Origin of the sequence: Aquabacterium sp., from assembly GCF_036279655.1 — a bacterium.
Lineage (GTDB): Bacteria > Pseudomonadota > Gammaproteobacteria > Burkholderiales > Burkholderiaceae_C > Aquabacterium.
Genome location: NZ_DASUIT010000131.1, coordinates 1 through 16,903, shown reverse-complemented (window position 1 = coordinate 16,903; position 16,903 = coordinate 1). Strand labels below are relative to the sequence as shown.

General features: G+C 67.6%; 9 protein-coding genes. All 9 read right to left on the bottom strand.

From position 1 onward, the window contains the following. Nucleotides 1–53: 53 nt before the first annotated feature. A complete protein-coding gene (locus VFW84_RS14585; protein ID WP_329681189.1) occupies nt 54–1,277 on the bottom strand; it encodes a transporter substrate-binding domain-containing protein in 1,224 nt (407 codons plus the stop codon). Nucleotides 1,278–1,324: 47 nt separating this feature from the next. Next, nucleotides 1,325–3,142 (bottom strand): type VI secretion system contractile sheath domain-containing protein, encoded by a 1,818-nt coding sequence (locus VFW84_RS14580; protein WP_329681188.1) that lies wholly within the window; start codon nt 3,140–3,142, stop codon nt 1,325–1,327. Between the two features lie 7 nt (nt 3,143–3,149). Further along, nucleotides 3,150–5,054, bottom strand: coding sequence for a serine/threonine-protein kinase (locus VFW84_RS14575; RefSeq protein ID WP_329681187.1), 1,905 nt, complete (start codon nt 5,052–5,054; stop codon nt 3,150–3,152). Between the two features lie 9 nt (nt 5,055–5,063). Next, nucleotides 5,064–5,882, bottom strand: coding sequence for a type VI secretion system-associated protein TagF (gene tagF, locus VFW84_RS14570; RefSeq protein ID WP_329681186.1), 819 nt, complete (start codon nt 5,880–5,882; stop codon nt 5,064–5,066). Next, nucleotides 5,879–9,439 (bottom strand): type VI secretion system membrane subunit TssM, encoded by a 3,561-nt coding sequence (gene tssM, locus VFW84_RS14565; protein WP_329681185.1) that lies wholly within the window; start codon nt 9,437–9,439, stop codon nt 5,879–5,881. Before tssM ends, tagF begins: the two co-directional genes overlap by 4 nt. Before the next feature lie 5 nt (nt 9,440–9,444). Next, complete coding sequence (locus VFW84_RS14560) at nt 9,445–10,872, bottom strand: DotU family type VI secretion system protein (RefSeq protein ID WP_329681184.1); 1,428 nt, start codon at nt 10,870–10,872, stop codon at nt 9,445–9,447. Between the two features lie 40 nt (nt 10,873–10,912). After that, nucleotides 10,913–12,250 carry a type VI secretion system baseplate subunit TssK gene (tssK, locus tag VFW84_RS14555; RefSeq protein ID WP_329681183.1) on the bottom strand — a complete coding sequence of 446 codons (1,338 nt, stop codon included), beginning with the start codon at nt 12,248–12,250 and terminating at the stop codon, nt 10,913–10,915. An 18-nt stretch (nt 12,251–12,268) separates the two neighbouring features. After that, nucleotides 12,269–13,678, bottom strand: a complete 1,410-nt coding sequence (locus tag VFW84_RS14550; RefSeq protein ID WP_329681182.1) for a caspase family protein — start codon at nt 13,676–13,678, stop codon at nt 12,269–12,271. 79 nt (nt 13,679–13,757) lie between these two features. Next, nucleotides 13,758–16,903 (bottom strand): hypothetical protein (locus VFW84_RS14545; RefSeq protein ID WP_329681181.1); only part of this gene is annotated, 3,146 nt, incomplete at its 5' end.

Genomic DNA, 16,903 nt, shown 5'->3' with positions numbered 1-16,903 from the left:
GATAGCTTTTCGCGCGGACGGCGGCGAGCTCGAATTTAGGGGGATGATCCAGCTCAAGGCGTGCCTTGCTGATTCTGGCTGGAGCCGAACCAGCGCTTTTCCAGCTCTTCGAGGAAACCGTCGGCACGCAGGTCGAGCAAGGCCTCGTTGATCTGCTTGCGACGAGGGCTGCCCACGGGCATGGCATAGCCGTAATGCTGACGGGCAAAGGTGTCACCCGCCAGACCCAGTTTTTCAGCCTCGCTCACATGGGTGGTCATCCAGTAGCGCAGCATGGGGGCGTCGTAGACCACGGCCTTGACCTCCTTGGCCATCAGGGCGGCCATGGCGGAGTCCAGATTTTCGTGTCCTTCCAGGGGGATGCCGGCCTTGCTCAGGAAGACGTCGCTGGAGCTGCCTTCGATCGTGCCGACCAGTTGGCCCTGCAGGTCGCTGATGCCGCGCACCTCGGTCTGCATGCGCGAGACGGTCAGCGTCGATGTGAACACGGCCGTGATGTAGGAGGTGAAGGCAATGCCGCCCAGCATCCACACCACCGCGACCAGACGGCCCGGGGTGCCCACAGGGGCCTTGTTCTCGCAGCCGCCGGCGATCAGCACATTGGTGGACCACCAGACGGCCTCTTTCATGCCTTCGCCCACGGGCATGGGGAAGCTCTCTTCATTGCGCCGGCGCTCCAGCCACCACAGCAGCCAGGACACCAGCACCAGGGCGATCAGCAGCCCGGAGATGCCTCCCAGCACCGGCGCCGACATCAGGCCCTCCAGGGCGACCCAGATGGAGCCCGCCGTGGCGGCCGGGGTGATGATCTGCAGACCCGACTCGAAGAAGGGGTGGGAGAAGTCGAGCACCTTCTCGCGCTCTTCGGTGATGCTCAAGGCGCCTACGCCGACGTCGGTTTCGCCTTTTTGCAGGCTCTCCAGGGTCTGTGGCACGGTGTCCATGGGCACCCACTCGAACTGCCACTTGTTCTTCTGCGCAATCGCCATCCACAGATCGACGCTGTAGCCCTTCCAGTGCCCACCTTCTTCGTAGGCAAATGGCTTGGCGGGCTTGATGGCCACGCGCAGCACCGGCCCGGTGGCACCTTCGATCATCACCCGCACGGGCGCCGAGGCCGCGCTGGCAGGGACGCTCGCGGCTTCTGCAGCGGCCGGAGCGGTGGGCTTGGCCTGGGCAGGCATCAGCGTCTGCGCGCAGGTCAGCAGCAGGCCGAGCAGAGGCGCCAGCCAGCGGGAGGGACGTGGGGTGCGAACTGCGGGTGCAAATGGGCTCATGGGCAGAGGGGCATGGGGTGGATCGGGGGCTCGGCGGGGGCGCTGGCTCACTCCAGCGATTTGAGCAGGGCGGCCAGTTCGGGGTCCATGCCATCGTCTTCCGCGGCGGCCTCGGGGCTGGCCTCGCTGCTGCTGTCGCCGCCCAGGCTGGCCAGCAGGGCGTCCAGATCGTCGTCCGCGCTGTTCGTGGGCTCGGCGGCCGGTGAGGGCTCACCGCCCAGGCTGGCCAGCAGGGCGTCCAGGTCGTCGTCACCCGCCGTGGCGGTGGCGGGGGCCTCGGCCTCCTCGCTGACCGTGGTGCGGGCTTCGGGTTCGGGCTTCTTGAATTGGGCACTCACGGTCATGCCCACGCGGGCGCCGGCTTTGCTGCCCACGCCCACGGACGTGTCGATGGTGACGCGGGGACGGGGCGATGCCACCGAGGCCTTGCCCAGGGGCTGGCCATTGACCGAGTCCAGCCCGGCCAGCCGCAACTCGGGGGCGCCCTTGTGGGCCAGCAGGGGCGTGATGCCCCAGTCACGCAGCGTGGTGGCGCCGTCGGTGTTGAGCAGGCGCTCCGTGCAGGGCAGGGCAATCGTGTCGCCGTGCTCGTCCTTGAAATGGTAGAAGGGCAGATCGCCAATGTGCAGGCCATCCTGGCCCGCGAAGGCGGCCGCTGCCAGCAAGGCGGGGTGCCCCCACAGCATGGTGCGCAGACCGCCCTCGGGGGTGAATTCCTCGAAGTCGAAGGCGCTGATCGGGTCGCTGCGTTTGCCGTAGGGGTGGCGCAGCATGAAGCGCGGACCCATCAGGGCCAGGTGGCTGGACTCGGGCATGTCCTGCAGCGCATGCAGGGCCTGCTGCACCAGTTCGTGCGGTGGGCGCTTGCGGTCGGTCAGCGCATCCAGCGCCATGCCAGTCACGAAGGGCGCGTTGGCCTGCCTGGCGATCTTGGCCATGCGGCCCAGCAGCTCGGCATGTGGCGGGGTGGCTTCGAATTGATACAGGCCGCACAGCAGGCTGTAGCCGCCGGTCTTGTCCTGCGAGGGTTGCTCGACCAGCCACTGGTACAGGGCCGTGTCGGCCAGGTCGCTGGCGGCGCTGAGATCGGCGGCGAACTCCTCGGCGCTCATGTCGATCAGATGCACCTGCAGGCCGGGGCCGGTTTCCAGGCGGCGCAGCAGGAAGTCGGTGCCGCGCCACAGGGCTTCCAGGCTCTGGAAGTCGGCATGGTGCAGCACGGCGCGCATGGCGTCGGACAGGGCACCGTCCACCGAGGCGATCAGGGCTTCTTTTTGCGGATTGGGGGCCGCGACCACGAAGGGGGCCACGATGCCGCGCACCAGCTCGTCCACCGTGGAGCTGGCGGTGTCGGGCACGCTGGGCAGGCCCACCAGGCGGGCAAAGTCACTGAGCTTGCCGTCAATGGCGGGTGTGGCGCCCCGCGCCTTGCTGCGGCGGCTGGCACGCGAGGCCTTGCCTGCGCCGGTGCCGGCCCAGCTTTGCACCTGGGCGGCGGCCTTGGCAAAGGTGGCGGTGTTGCCCAGTTGCTTGCGCAGTCCGGAGAGCTGCGAGAACAGATCGAGCTCACGGTAGAGCTGGTCGGGATGGAAGGCGTCCAGGTCCGGGAAGCTGATCTCGACGCTGCCACTGTCGCCCAGCGGCAGGTTGAGCTTCACGTCCAGGCGTGCCAGGGCGTCTTCCAGGGAGTCGAATTCGACCGACAGGGGCTTGCGACGAGCCAGGGCGGCACCCGTGTCCAGGATGCCGGCGGCGGCGCGGCCGCTGAAGTCACCCAGCAAGGCAATGCGGACCGGGCGTTTGGGGGCCCAGGTGGGCGCACTGCGGTCCAGGGTTCCGAAGTCAGGTGTCCAGTCTTGGCTCATGACGTGCTCACTCGTACTCTTCCAGGGTGAAGGTGGCTGCGCCGTACTCGTCGGCGCAGGGGGTGCCGTTGTTGCAGATGGCCTTGCCGGCAAAGACGGATCCGCCGCCACGGTGGGCCATGTAGGCCGCCTCAGCCTGTTCGCGCGGGAATTCGGCAAAACCGCCGTCCACGCGTTCGCCCGCGGCCGAGAAGTCGCGCGGGTAGGTCGAGACGATCACGACAAAGTGGTCCGTGCCGGCCGGGCCTGCCACGTCCATGGGCCAGGAGCTGTGGGGCAGGGTGATGTGTTCGCCCGCATCCACCCGGTTGTGCTGGGCCATGCGGTTGGGGAAGAGCTTCATGAAGGCCCCGTCGGTGCTGACCAGCAGCACATAGGCATAACCAGGCTTGGACGAGGTGAAGGAGAAGCTCAGGCGGTCCTTGCCGATCTTGAAGCGCGGCTTGGTGGCGGTGGCCTCGACCGTGAAGCCCGCCGAGCCATGCTCGACGATGTGTTGCAACTCCTTGATCGGATCGAAGGGGTCGGTGGGGGGCGCATCTTGTGCGGCAGGCACCGGTGCGGGCGTGACCGCCGGGGTGGTCGGCGCCGGTGTGACAGCCGCCACGGTGCTGGCCGGTGCCGACGCTGCGCTGGCGGCTGCTGGCTCGCCCGAGCCGCCCAGCACGGCATAGCCGATGCCGGCCAGCACGGCCACGGCCGTGACGGCGCCGCCGATGATCAGGGGCAGGCGCTTGCCGGTGCCGCCGCTGTCGCCTGCTGAGCTGGCGGGTTTGCCTGCGGCTGGCTTGCCTCCCTTGTCCGCCGAGCCGCTGCTCTTGCGCGCGCGGCCGTGCGGGTCGGGCATCTCGGTGGGAGGCACATAGCCTGCGCCCACCCCCAGTGACTGGCGGAATTCGCCCATGCTCTGCGTGCGCTCGTCGGGCTTGACGATGAGCGCGCGGTCCACGGCGGCCAGGAAGCGCTCGCTGTATTTGCCTGCGGCCGACTGCACCAGTGGCACATAGCTGTCGTTGACCAGGCGGCCCACCGAGGGTGGGGGCGTCTTGCCGTGGATGCAGTAGTACACGACGGCAGCCAGGGCGTAGACGTCGGTCCAGGGGCCCTGGCGCATGCCGGGCACCTCGGCGTATTGCTCCACGGGCGCGTAGCCGGACTTGAGAATGACCGTGAGGGCCTGGGTCATGTCACCGATGACGCGGCGTGCGGCACCGAAGTCCAGCAGCAGCGGTTTGCCTGAGCCCTTGAGCAGGATGATGTTGTCGGGGGCGATGTCGCGGTGGTAGCACTGCTGGTTGTGCAGCACCTCCAGGGCCTCGGTCAGGGGCACCAGCATGGCCGTGAGCCAGGCCTCGTCGGGCGGGGTGTCCATGCCCGCCAGCATGTCCTTGAGGGTGTCGCCTTCGTAGAAGGGCATGACCATGTAGGCCGTGCTGTTGGCTTCCCAGAACCGGTACACCTTCACCATGGAGGGGTGGTCGAACTGGGCCAGCAACTTGGCTTCGTTCACGAAGCTGCGCAGACCGGCTTCGAAGGTTTCCTGGTGACGTGCGGCCTTGACCTGCACCGTCATGCCTTCAGTGCGCATGGCCAGCGCGGCGGGCATGTACTCCTTGAGGGCCACGCGGCGCTCCAGGGAGTGGTCCCAGGCCAGGTAGACGATGCCGAAGCCCCCTTGGCCGACCAGGTCGGTGATCTCGAATTCGCCCAGGTAGGTGCCCACGGGCAGGATGCTGTCGTGGTCGCCCTTGGGGTTGCCGGAGCTGGGGGCGCTCGACGGCATCAGGGTGGGCGAAGGACCCGTGGGGCTGCCAGCGGGAAACGCGCCGGTCGACATCGTGTTGACCGGCTTGATCACCGTGCGCTCGTTGTCATCGGCGGGCGGCAGATTGGAAAATGGATCGCTGCTCATCGTACGTCGTCAGGCGGCGGGGTGATCGAAAGGTGCAGTATCGCCGAGGTCCTGGCTGGATGCCATGCCATTGTGGTGAACCGACCCCAGCAGCACGCTGAAGTCCTGCCCGCTGGGCAGCCCCCGGCTGAGCAGGGTCTGGCGCTCGCGGTGCGTGGCCTGCGGGTCGCTCCACCACCACGCCAGGCCGGGGGCCATCTGACGTCCCAGTGCGCCTTGAGGTGGGGCTTGCAGGCCCCAACCCAGCAGGGCCTGCCCCAGGGTCTGGACCATGGCGGCACGCGCTTCGGGCAGGGGCAGGGCCACCATGCGGGTGTCACCCGCACTCAGCCGCGACAAGGCCTGGCTCAGGGCCGGGTCCGTGGTGGACCACTGGGGCGGTGTCAGGCGAGCCAGTGCCTGCTCCATGTCGTCGATGGGCCAGTCTTCCTGCAGAACATCGGCCGCCAGATCGTCCAGGGCGTGCAGCCAGTTGAGCAGGGCGTCGGCCTGCGCGGCGTCCTGAGGCAGGCTGGGCAGTGGGGCCATGATGCTCAGGGGGAAGTAACGCCCCACGCGGTCGACCGAGGGCATGAGGATGCCCGCCATGGCCTGAGGCTGAGCCTCGCCCAGCAGGCCGGCGCTGAGCACGAAGCGCCAGGTCGGACTGTCCAGGTAGGCCTGCAGCCAGTCGTCGGGATATTCCTGGCGCAGCTCGCCGATCTCCTCGGCCAGCCAGCGGTCCCAGGCTTCGATCAGCTCGTGGGACAAGCGCCGGGAGGCGAAGTCGCCCGTGGAGGGCAACTTGCCATACCAGCCCGGGGTCGCCGAGGTGTCGGCGCCGCTCACAGCGCCCCCGGACAGCGGAACTGCTGGATCTCGCGCAGGCGGAAGGGGTTGAAGGCGCTGCTGGCGATCACTTCCAGACGGGCGCGCTTGCCGTCGATGTTCATGAGCACCTGGAAGCGCTCGCTCTGACCGGTGGACTGCACGTCGAAGCGGTCGAACAGGCGGAACAGGGCCCAGGTGCCTTCGAACATCAGGGGCGAGCTGGCCGGCAGGGTCATCACCTTGACCTGCGAGGCCAGGCGCACGGGCGGCCATTGCACGGTGGCAGCGGCCGTGTTGCCTGGCACGAACTTGATGACCTGGCCATCGATGTCCAGCGACAGCTCCTTGAGCCCGTCGTTGAGTTCGAGCGCACGGATGTCCACGCGGAAGGCCGGGGTGCGGCCACCGCTGCGGAAGAAGACATCACGGATGCGCGCAGCGCGCTGGAAGTCTGGCAGGGCCGCGCCGCCTGCGGGCTTGCTGCCATCAGGCAGGGGCTTGAAGCTCCAGGGGTCGGTGCCGGTGTCCACCAGGGCCGCGAGGTTGCGCTGGTAGAAGTCGTCCATCATGCCGCCCACGCCGAACATCTGCGAGAAGTCGTCGGGCAGCACATCGGCCTTGGAGCCGCGCGCGAAGGGGTAGCGCCCCGCGATGGCCCGCGAGCAGAACTCGCTGACGGGCTTGAGTGCGGAGGTCAGGCCCTGGCGCTCGGCCACGCGGCTTTGCGAGGCGCCGGCATCGGCCAGCGATTCCAGCATGGACTTGATGGGCTCGGGCTGCAGGCCGGCCGCGGCCTTGAGGGCACCACCGCCGCCACCGCCAGGAGGCGGGGGGGCCTTGCTCTTCTGGGCTGCGTCCACGGCGGCCAGTTGCACATACACCTCGTTGAACATCTTGGTGACGTCCTCGATGGGGGCGGGCGAGCCTTCCACCAGTCGGTGGATGTGGGCAAAGTGGTCGTCGACCATCTGCTCGATGGGGCCACCCGAGCCACCATCGGTGGGTGCGGGCTGGTCGCCGCCGCCGGCCAGGGCGGCCATTTCTTCCTTGGCCTTGTCGGCCTTCATGCCCAGGCGTCCGGCGATCGTGCCGCTGTCGGCCTTCTCGCCTTTGGGCAGCACCAGATGGGTTTCCCGTGCCACGCCGCGCAGGTAGGCGGCCAGGGGGGAGTCCGGGGCGGCCAGCACGCGGGCCACCTGCAGGCTGCGGTCCAGCCCGCCGAGCTTGACCAGGCGGACATCGGCCAAGTAGGCGTCCCAGACCTTGATGTACTCCTCCAGGAACAGGCGGCGGACGCGGTCGCCCATCTCGTTGTTGCCGCCCATGGCCTTGTCCTTGATGCTGGCCAGGCCCGAGGACTTGGTGCCCAGCACCCAGCCTTCTTCGGCGGCCAGTTGGTCCACGACCTTGTTGACCGAATCCTTGAAGGCCTTGTGGTAGCCCTCTCGCGTGAACAGGCCGGGGATGCCCTTCGTCAGGGGCTGGCCACTGGCACGCTCGAAGACCTGGGCCGAGTTGGGGCCGCCGGCCGAGGCCACGGAGAACTCGGCCAGGTCGGCGCCCAGCTTCTGGCGCTTGAGGCGGCTGAAGACACGGTACTCCAGCGGGTAGGCCGCCAGCATCTCGCGCACGCTGGCCACCAGCTCCTTGTCCATGGGCACCGAGGGTTGCGGTGCGCCACGGGCCAGCATGGCGTCGAGGTCCTTGTTGAGGGCTTCGATCTGCTCGGGGGTGAGGCTGCGTTGCAGGTTGATGTCCCAGTCCAGCGTGATCCAGGGCTTGATGGCCTCCGGGTCGAACTTGTCGGGCGTGTAGAGCATCAGGTAGCCCTTGAGGGCTTCGTAGGCCAGCTCCAGATTGTTCTGGTTGACGGCGCGCAGGCGCTCTTCCAGGCGACGCGCCACGCGCGGCATCATGGCGTGGTCCAGCAGGCGGTTGTAGCCCTGCTCGGCCGCCGCATCAAGCTTGCGGCCCTGGAACAGGCCGAAGCCGTAGGACAGGGGCACGTCATCGAGCGTGAAGCCCGTGGGCGTGGCTGCCGCACGCACCGTGCCCAGCACGCCGGGCAGCGGGGTGACGTCGCCATTGGTGGCAGGGGGCAGGCCATCGACCAGCTTCTTGAGCTCGGGCAGGCGGGCATCGACCTCGGCCACATAGGCCTTGTTGCGCACATAACTGACGCTCCAGCCTGCCACCAGCAGCACGCTGAGCAGCGCGATGGCCGCCACGCCCGCCAGGCGCAGCTTGCGGCGACGTGCCTCGACGGCGCGGTTCTCGCCGACCAGGCCTTGCTCGGCAAACACGACCTCCTTGAGCAGGCGGTTCAGGAAGAAGCTCTTGCCACGCGCGCCTGCCGGTGCGGTCAGGCGACGCTCGACACCGAAGGTGCGTGCCAGGGTGCCCAGCACGCGGTCGATGGGGGTGCCTTCCTGGGTGCCGCTGGTGAAGTACACACCACGCAGGATGGGCCGCTCTTCGAGCGAACCCCCACCGCTGAAGACCTGCTCCATGAAGCCGCCCAGCAGGCCCTTGAGGCCGGCGAACTGCTGTGGGAAAGCGAAGATGGCCGCGCGCTTGAGCACATCGGTCTCTGCTTCCATGCGTTCGAGCACGCGCTCGCGGATACGCTTTTCAAGGGCGGCGTATTCGGACTGGAACTCGCGCAAGGGGTCGTTGTCGCTGTCAGGCGCGTAGGGGAAGGTGAAGCCCCAGACCTGGTCGCGCTCTTCCTTGCCCATGTTGCCGAAGGTCTCGTTGAAGCCGGCAATCAGGTCGGTCTTGGTCAGCAGCACATACACGGGCGGGCGGATGCCCAACTGGGTGTGCAGCTCCTGGATGCGCGCGCGCAGCTTGGCGGCGTGTTCCTTGCGGTCGGCCGGGCTTTGCTGCAGCACGTCCTGCACATTGATGGTCAGCAGCACGCCGTTCAGTGGGCGGCGGGGGCGCGACTTCTTGAGCAGGGCCAGGAAGGTCTTCCAGGCGGCGGAGTCGACATCGCTGTCGGATTCCTGTGTGGTGTAGCGGCCGGCGGTGTCGATCAGCACGGATTCGTCGGTGAACCACCAGTCGCAGTTGCGGGTGCCACCCACACCGCGCACGCTGGCCTGGCCGAGCTTTTCTGCCAGGGGGAAGGTCAGGCCCGCATTGAGCAAGGCCGTGGTCTTGCCCGAGCCGGGCGCGCCGATGAAGATGTACCAGGGCAGCTCGTAGAGGAACTGGCCGCGCTGGAAGATGGAGTTCTTCTTGCCGCCCGATTCCTGCAGCACCTTGACGGCCTGCGTGAAGCGCTCGTCCAGTGTGGCGGCTTCCTTGTCGGCGGCGCTGGGGCCCTTGGCCATGCCTTCGAGCAGGGCGGCATTGGCGCGCTTGCGACGCCAGGCCCCGATGCCAAAGCTCAGCGCGAAGATGGCGAACATCACGCCGATGATGCTCAGACGCACCCAGGTCGATTCAAAGGGCTTGCTCTCACCGAAGCCGATGAGGGGGCCCACCCACCAGACCAGGGCCGACAGGGCGAGCACGCCCAGCAGACCGAGCAAGATGGGATGCAGGAGGAAGGAGAGTACTTTCTTCATGATCGTCACTTGCCGCCGTTGTTGGTTTGCGCCTGTTGCACGAACAGCGTGATCTCCACGCGGCGATTCTTGGCCCGACCCTCGGGGGTGGTGTTCTCGGCGACGGCTTCGGCGTCAGCGCGGCCTTCGGCGCGCAGGCGGTCGGCCGGCAGGTTGGCGCTGAGCACCGTGCGCACGGCGTTGGCGCGGTCCTGCGAGAGGTGCCAGTTGGAGGGGTAGCGCAGCGAGCGGATGGGCTGGTTGTCGGTGTGGCCGGTGATCAGCACCGAGCCAGGCACCGATTGCAGGGCGGCTTCGATGCGCACCAGCAGGGGCAGCACCTTGTCGGCGATGTCGGCGCTGCCGGGCTCGAAGAAGCCATCGCCCTTGATGGTGATGATGGAGCGGTCGGCCAGATCCTGCACATTGACCAGCCCGGCGTCGATCTCTGGCTTGAGGAAGCCCGCCAGACGCGGCTGTTCGGCCGGCGGCGGTGTGGGCGCGGCCAGGGCACCGACCTTGGCGTCCATGGCCTGCAGGGCCGAGAAGACCGGGTCGGAATGGCTGTTGATGCTGAAACGGAAGGCGATGTAGATGCCCAGCAGCAGCAGGCCGGCGAAGGCGCCGATGACCCACAGGGGGATGCCGTCACGCAGGCGGCTGGCCTGGGCTTCTTCGCCCTTCCAGCGCGGCGACAGGGCCTTGTCGGGTTCGGGGCGGCCTTGTCTCAGCAGTTGCGACAGGCGCTGGCGCACGGCATCGAGCTGGGCGCGGCCGTTGTCGAGCACGCGGTAGCGGCCTTCGAAGCCGAAGGCCAGGCAGACGTAGAGCAGCTCCAGCAGGTTGCGGTTGGCCGGGATGTTCTCGGCCAGCTTGGACATGAGCTGGAAGACCTTCTCGCCGCCCCAGGTCTCGTTGTGGAACTGCACCAGCAGGCTCTGGGCTGACCACACCCCCGAGCCCCCCCAGGGGGTGCTGGCGGCGGACTCGTCCAGCAGCGTGCACAGCACGTAGCGGGCGGCAATGATCTGTTCGTTGGGCAGGCCGTCGGCGCGGGCCTGGCTTTCGAACTTGCGGATACCCTCTGACAACGCGTCTTTCAGGCCGGCCGGATTGGGGTGCTGCACCATGTGACGGATGCGCGGGGCCGTGGTCAGCAAGGGCATGGCGGCCGAGACCAGCGGGTTCAGGCTGGCGCTCATCAGGGCATCGATGGCCAGGGGGGCTTCCTTGCCGCCACCGGCCGGTCCCCCCATGGCGCCGCCGGGGCCGCCCGGGCCGCCGCCGAAACCGCCGCCACCCCCTCCACCGAATCCCCCACCGCCCGGGCCACCGGGGCCCCCGCCACCACCGGCACCGCCGCCCGCAGGGGCGCCGGCGCGGCCACGGCCTGCGCTGGGTTTGATGACGGTGCGCTCGGATTCGAACGCGGCAAACGGATCTTGATCGCTCATGACGATGCTTTCCTGCAATTCAGATCAAGGCCGGTGGGCCTCAGGCGCGGATGGCCCAGAACTCCAGCTCCAGGCCCGGGAACTCGCCAGCGATGTGCATGGCCATGCCCCCGGAGGTCTCCAGTTGCTTCCACAGTTCGTTGTTGCGGGTTTCCAGCTCGAAGTAGTTGAAGCCTGCGTGATAGGGGATCTGGCGTGGGGCCACCTGCAGCGGACGCAGGGTGACACCTGGCAGTTGCAGGTTGACCAGATCGCGGATGCGCTCGACCGGGCCGATCTTGACCTGGGTCGGGAAGCGCCCGCGCAGGGCTTCACCCGGCATCTGGGCGGCCACGGCCAGCACGAACTGGGCATGGCGCTGCAATTCCACATCGGGGATGAGGGCCACGCGCACGCCGTACTTGCGGTCCTGGAGCTCGATGGGAATGGCGGTCTGCTCCATCACCATCGACAGGGATTGCCGCAAGTCATCGATGACGGGCCGGAAGGTGCGGGCCAGATCATCGTGGTTGTATTCGGGGTAGATCGTCGGGCGGCGCTTGTCCCGGAAGGTCGACAAGTCGCCCGCCAGGGTCAGGCAGGCGCTGTAGAGGCGCTCGGGATGCAGTTGCGAGACGTTCTGCAGGTGCGCAAACAGCGGCTCATTGCGGTTGACGGTCTCCAGCAGCAGGAAGTCAGCGATTTCGCCGGTGCCGCTGCGGCCGGGTTGGGCCAGGCGCGAGGCCAGGGCTTCGCCGCGCTGGTGCAGCAGGCCGTAGAGCTCACGGGTGTAGCCGTCCAGAATGACGTGGGCGCGGGCGTGCAGCAGGGGCGGCACGTAGTTGGGGTCGAGCACGACCTTGTTGTCGGCGCGGCGCTCGATCACGCGGGCCACGCCCAGGGTGGCATAGCCTTCAACGGCGTCGCGCGCCAGCATCAGGCGCAGGTTCAGCCGGCCGATCTGCAGGGCGGCATCGCGGTCGGCGTTGGTGTTGCTGTCGCCCACTTCGAGCTCGACCACCTTGTAGCGGGTGCCCAGGGAGCCGCCGGTTTCTTCCGCGTCGGATTCGATCACGCCGGGGCGTTGCAGGGTCAGGGCCAGCACGACCAGTTCATTGCGCACATCGGCGGGCACATCGAAGGCGGCGGGCGCCGCATCGTTGCCCGGCAGGGAGAAGGCCGTGCCATCGGGCAGCATGCCCTGGGCCGAGGCCACGGCCAGCTTGCCCAGGTTGAGGGCGGCTTCGTCCAGGGTGAGCGCGCCAAAGCCCCAGCCGTAAGGCCAGGCCGACTGCAGGCGGTCGCGCAACTGCTGCTCCAGGTAGCGGTCGTGCTGCTGGAAGTGCTGGGGCTGGAGGAACATGCCCTCCGTCCAGATGACTTTGTTGGTCCAGGTCATGGTCGGGCCTGTGGAGGATTACTTGCGTGAATGATCCAGCGTCGGGGGCGGGGTGTAGCCCAGCTCCTTGGCGCGGGTCTCGAACTGGGAGGCCAGCAGAGGCTGGTCCTGGTTGCGGTAGTGGATGGCCAGCTCATAGGAGGCAATACCGTTGCCCAGGGCCGCGGCAAACTGCAGCCAGCCTTCATAGCGGTTGTCGTCCTTGGGCACGCCATCGCCCTGGCGGTACATGCGCGCGATACGCGCGGCCGCATCCTTGTCGCCCCGGGCGCATTTGCGCACTTCCAGCCACAGGGTCTGGTTGTCGGACTTGGGGAAGAAGGCGCTGCGGTAGAGCTTGACGTCGTTGCGCTTCATGGCCTTTTCGGCCTCGGTGGCGCCGTCCTTGGCCACCTCGGCACTGCCCGCCAGGGTGCTCTTGGGGTAGTGCTTGAGGTAGGTGTCGGCCAGGCGAATCACGTCCGTGGGCCAGGAGCTGGTTTCCAGGGCCTGCCATTCGGTCGATTCGTCCACATTGGTGAACTTGACCGGCGCGGTCACCTCGGCGGCCTTGAGCGACAGGCGCATGCGCACCCGCAGGTTCTCCGCGATGAAGGGGAACTGCGCCATCTGCCGGATGGCGGGGATGGGGTGATTGAGCATGGTCTGTTGTACATCCAACTTGACCAGGCGGAACATGTCGGAAAAGGTGATGTCGTCCGAGGCCGTGGACAGCACCTTGACCAGGGATCCGGTGTAGAAGGTGTTCTGGGTTTCGACCGACGGCGAGATGGCGGGCTTGCCGGCACCGGTGGAGAAGGCGATCAGGCAGCCCAGCGGGGCTTCGACCTGGTTGAAACCATCACCCGCCTTGAGCGCGGCCCGCAAATTGGTGCGGCAGGCGTCGATCACCGTCATGGTCAGGCCAGCAGGGCGGCGAGGCAGGATGTCGATCACATCGCGCTTGAAGTGCAGGCTGCTGTCGAGCAGCACGGGTTCGTTGGCGCTGGGGTTGATGCCTGCACCCAGCAGCAGGTTCTCGGCATCCACCTGCATGCCGTGGCCGGTGAAGTAAAACAGCACCGAGGCATCCGGGGGCGCATTGACCGCCTCCTTGGCGAACTGCGTGATCACCCGACGCAGATTGGCCGGGTCCAGGTCGACGGCGGATGTGACTTTGAAGCCACGCTTTTCCAGCACAGCCTGCAGGTCCCGCACGTTCTTGTGCACCGGGGGCAGATCAAAGGGGTTGGGGTAGATGCGGTTGCCGATCAGCAAGGCCAGCCGGGTGGGGGCGCCGCCGTCGGCGTCACCATTGACCCGTCCATAGAGCGATCCCTGGGCGAGCACCTGGCTGCTCAGCCCGCCCGATGCCCAGGTGGCCAGAGGCCAGCCGAGCAGTCGGCGACGGCGGCGCTGGAAGGTGGGACGGGCGGGTTTTCGGATCATGTCGGGCACAAAGGTGAAGCCATTCGAGGGCGAACTGCATTTTTACCCTGAAAGCGGTCCATCCCGTGTGCCCTTTTCGTCACTGGCAGCTCAAGGAGCCGGCGGCTGGTGTGCAGGACGCCGGTGGTCGGATCGAATCGCTGCCTTCCGTGGCCGGGCGGCCCGAGCCCACTTCGGCGATCACGCCCGAGCGCAGACGCGAGGAGACGTTTTCCGTCCGCACGGTTTCTTCGAAGCGCACGCGCCGCTGGTCTTCGATGATGGACAGCACCGAGCTCAGCGCGGCTTCTTCTTCGGGGGTGGCTGCGGCCAGACCGTTGTAGAAGACGCGGATTTCAGTGGGCTTGCCGCTGCCGGGGTAGATGGGCACCATGTTCTCCGGCCCACCCAGGAAGACGATGGCCTTGTCCTGGCCCACGCCAGTGGGTGTGACCGTGACCAGGCCATCGATGGTGCCATCGCCCAGTTGGGTCTGAATCCACGAGGTGCTGACCCCGCCGCCCACGAACAAGGGACTGCCGCCGCCACCCAGCGAGGCACTGGGGATCTTGATCGTCAGCGAAGGCAGCGAGGTGAAGGTCAACTGCTGCGTCTTGTCAAAGGGCATGCGACCACGGATCACGCCATCGTAGGTGCTGGTGTTGATCTTGCTGGTCTCCAGCACCACGCTGTCAGCCTCGATGCCCAGCGGTGTGGCAGTCGGATTGGTGATGTCGGGCTGGCCCGCCACATTGATCTCGGAGGACTTGATGCTCACCTCGCTCACGGTGACCGCGACCGGCGTGTTGAAGCGGGTGGTGTCGGTATCACCGGACGCGCCACTGACCACGGAGAGTCCGCCGAGGATGTTGTTGTCACCGGTGAGGTAGATCGAGCCGTTCTGCGATGACTTGACCACCAGGGTCGAGGCCACGCCCGTGGTGATGCTGCCGGCGCTCTGCTCGATCACGCCTTCGGTGATCTGGACGGCCGCGTTGCCCAGGCCGAACAGACCGGGGCGACTCACGAAGCCCGGGACGTCGTCTGCGGTGATGGACAGGGTGCCTTGCGTCAAGGTCAGATCATTGTTGAGGATGACCTTGCCCGAGGCGCTGATGCTGCCGCCACCCGCGGTGCTGACCACCCCGTTGAGGGTCAGGTCGTTGTTGGATCCGCCGCTGACCAGGGTCAGCGTCGAGGTGCTGGCCGAGCCGGTCTGGACCCCGTTCTGTGCGCCGATGGTTTCGGCCGACTCGAAGGCCTTGCTCGTGAGCACGCCCGCGTCGCTGGCGCCCAGGCTGACGGCGGCCATGTTGTCCACCGTCAGTTCGCCATCGGCGGTGATGGATACATTGCCGCCGGAGCTGGCTCCCACCATCAGGGTCTTGTCGTTGACCACGGTCACGTTGCCTGTGGCCTGCACATTCAGGTTGTCCACCGAGGTGCTGACATTGACCAGACCGCCGGTCGATTGCAGGGCTGCCGTGTCTGCCGTGATCTGGCCCGAGATGTCCAGACCTGCCTTGATCAGTGCGGTGGTGTTGGCATCCACATTCAGGCCCGTGACCGAGCCTGTCGCCACGATGCCGATGTTGCCGGCCGAGACCGTGCCTGCACTTTGAGAGGTGTTGCCGCCCGACTGCACAAAAACGTTGCCGCCCGTGGTGACCGAGGCGCCGAGCGCCACATGGCGATCGGCACGGATGTTGATTTCGCCCGTGGTGCTCGACAGCGTGGTGCTGGTGCTGATGTCGCTGGTGGCACCGATGGCGCGCAGGCGGATGTGGTTGCCACCGCTGACACTGACGTTGTCCGTGAGGCTCAGGTTGCCCTGGGCGCTGGCGCTCAGGTTGCCCTGGATGTCGCTGGCGTCCAGCGTCAGGGCCGAGGCATTGCTCACGGAGACGTGGCCGTCGGTGCCGTTGGTGTGCACATCCACGGCGCCTGTCGAGGCCAACTGGTTCAGCGTGATGGTGGCGTTGGTGTCGGTGGTGGTGGCGCTGGTGGTGCCAGAGACTGTCACGAGGCCTGTGCTGCTCAGGTCGCCATCGCTGGTGGCCACGAGGTTGCCGGTGACCGTGGTGGTGCCGAAGACGGTGGTGCCGTTGTCGGCGTTGGCGGTCAGGCTGCCGGTGCTGCCCGAGACACCGAGGTTGCCGCCCGCCTGGATCGTGCTGACGCCGGTCGCATTGAGCACGGTGCTCAGGGCGTTCGTGTCGACGAGCCCGACGGTCGAGCCGGTGGCCGTGACGGTGCCGGTGAAATCGTTGCTGGCGTTGGTCAGCGTGATGGCCTGGGCACCGCTGCCTGCGGTCAGGGTGGAGATGCCTGACACATTCAGCGCACCGCTCTGGCCGATCGCGCCGGCGCTGTTGGAGAGCAGGTTGCCCCCGCCTGTGACGTTGGTGGACCCGAAGGTGGTGGTGCCGCTGCCCGTTGTGGTGGTGCTCAGACCGGCGCTGGTGCCTTCAACGCTGAGGTTGCCTCCGGCGGTGAGGGTACTGGCGCCCGAGGCCGTGAGCGCAGCGCTCAGGGCGTTGGCATCGGTGATCGACACGCCGGCACCGGTGACGGTGACCAGGCCAGTGAAGTCGTTGCCTGCGTTGCTCAGGGTGACGGCCTGGCCGCTGGCCGACACGCCGGTGGTGCCATCGACATCCAGGGCCGCGCTCTGCGTGACGGCGCCCGCGCTGGACAGCGTCAGGTTGCCAGTGACGCTGGTGGTGCCGTTGAAGGCGGTGGCCCCCGCGCTGGTGACGCCCAGGTTGCCGCTGACGGCGGTGGCGCCGAAGGTGGTGCTGCCACCGCTGGTCGTGGTGGTGCTCAGGCCCGCGCTGCTGCCCGACACGCTGAGGTTGCCCCCGGCGGTGAGGGTGCTGGCGCCCGAAGCCGTGAGCGCAGCGCTCAGGGCGTTGACATCGGTGATCGACACGCCGGCACCGGTGACGGTGACCAGGCCAGTGAAATCGTTGCCTGTGTTGCTCAGGGTGACGGCCTGGCCACTGGCCGACACGCCGGTGGTGCCATCGACATCCAGGGCCGCGCTCTGCGTGACGGCGCCTGCGCTGGACAGCGTCAGGTTGCCGGTGACGCCGGTGGCGCCATTGAAGGCCGTGGCCCCCGCGCTGGTGATGCCCAGGTTGCCGCTGACGGCGGTGGCACCGAAGGTGGTGCTGCCACCGCTGGTCGTGGTGGTGCTCAGGCCCGCGCTGGAGCCCGACACGCTGAGGTTGCCCCCGGCGTTGA

Bases quoted from the DNA above. Each gene is read 5' to 3' on its own strand.
- VFW84_RS14585 (WP_329681189.1), bottom strand. From the start codon at position 1,277: ATGAGCCCATTTGCACCCGCAGTTCGCACCCCACGTCCCTCCCGCTGG.
- VFW84_RS14580 (WP_329681188.1), bottom strand. From the start codon at position 3,142: ATGAGCCAAGACTGGACACCTGACTTCGGAACCCTGGACCGCAGTGCG.
- VFW84_RS14575 (WP_329681187.1), bottom strand. From the start codon at position 5,054: ATGAGCAGCGATCCATTTTCCAATCTGCCGCCCGCCGATGACAACGAG.
- tssM (WP_329681185.1), bottom strand. From the start codon at position 9,439: ATGAAGAAAGTACTCTCCTTCCTCCTGCATCCCATCTTGCTCGGTCTG.
- VFW84_RS14560 (WP_329681184.1), bottom strand. From the start codon at position 10,872: ATGAGCGATCAAGATCCGTTTGCCGCGTTCGAATCCGAGCGCACCGTC.
- tssK (WP_329681183.1), bottom strand. From the start codon at position 12,250: ATGACCTGGACCAACAAAGTCATCTGGACGGAGGGCATGTTCCTCCAG.
- VFW84_RS14550 (WP_329681182.1), bottom strand. From the start codon at position 13,678: ATGATCCGAAAACCCGCCCGTCCCACCTTCCAGCGCCGCCGTCGCCGA.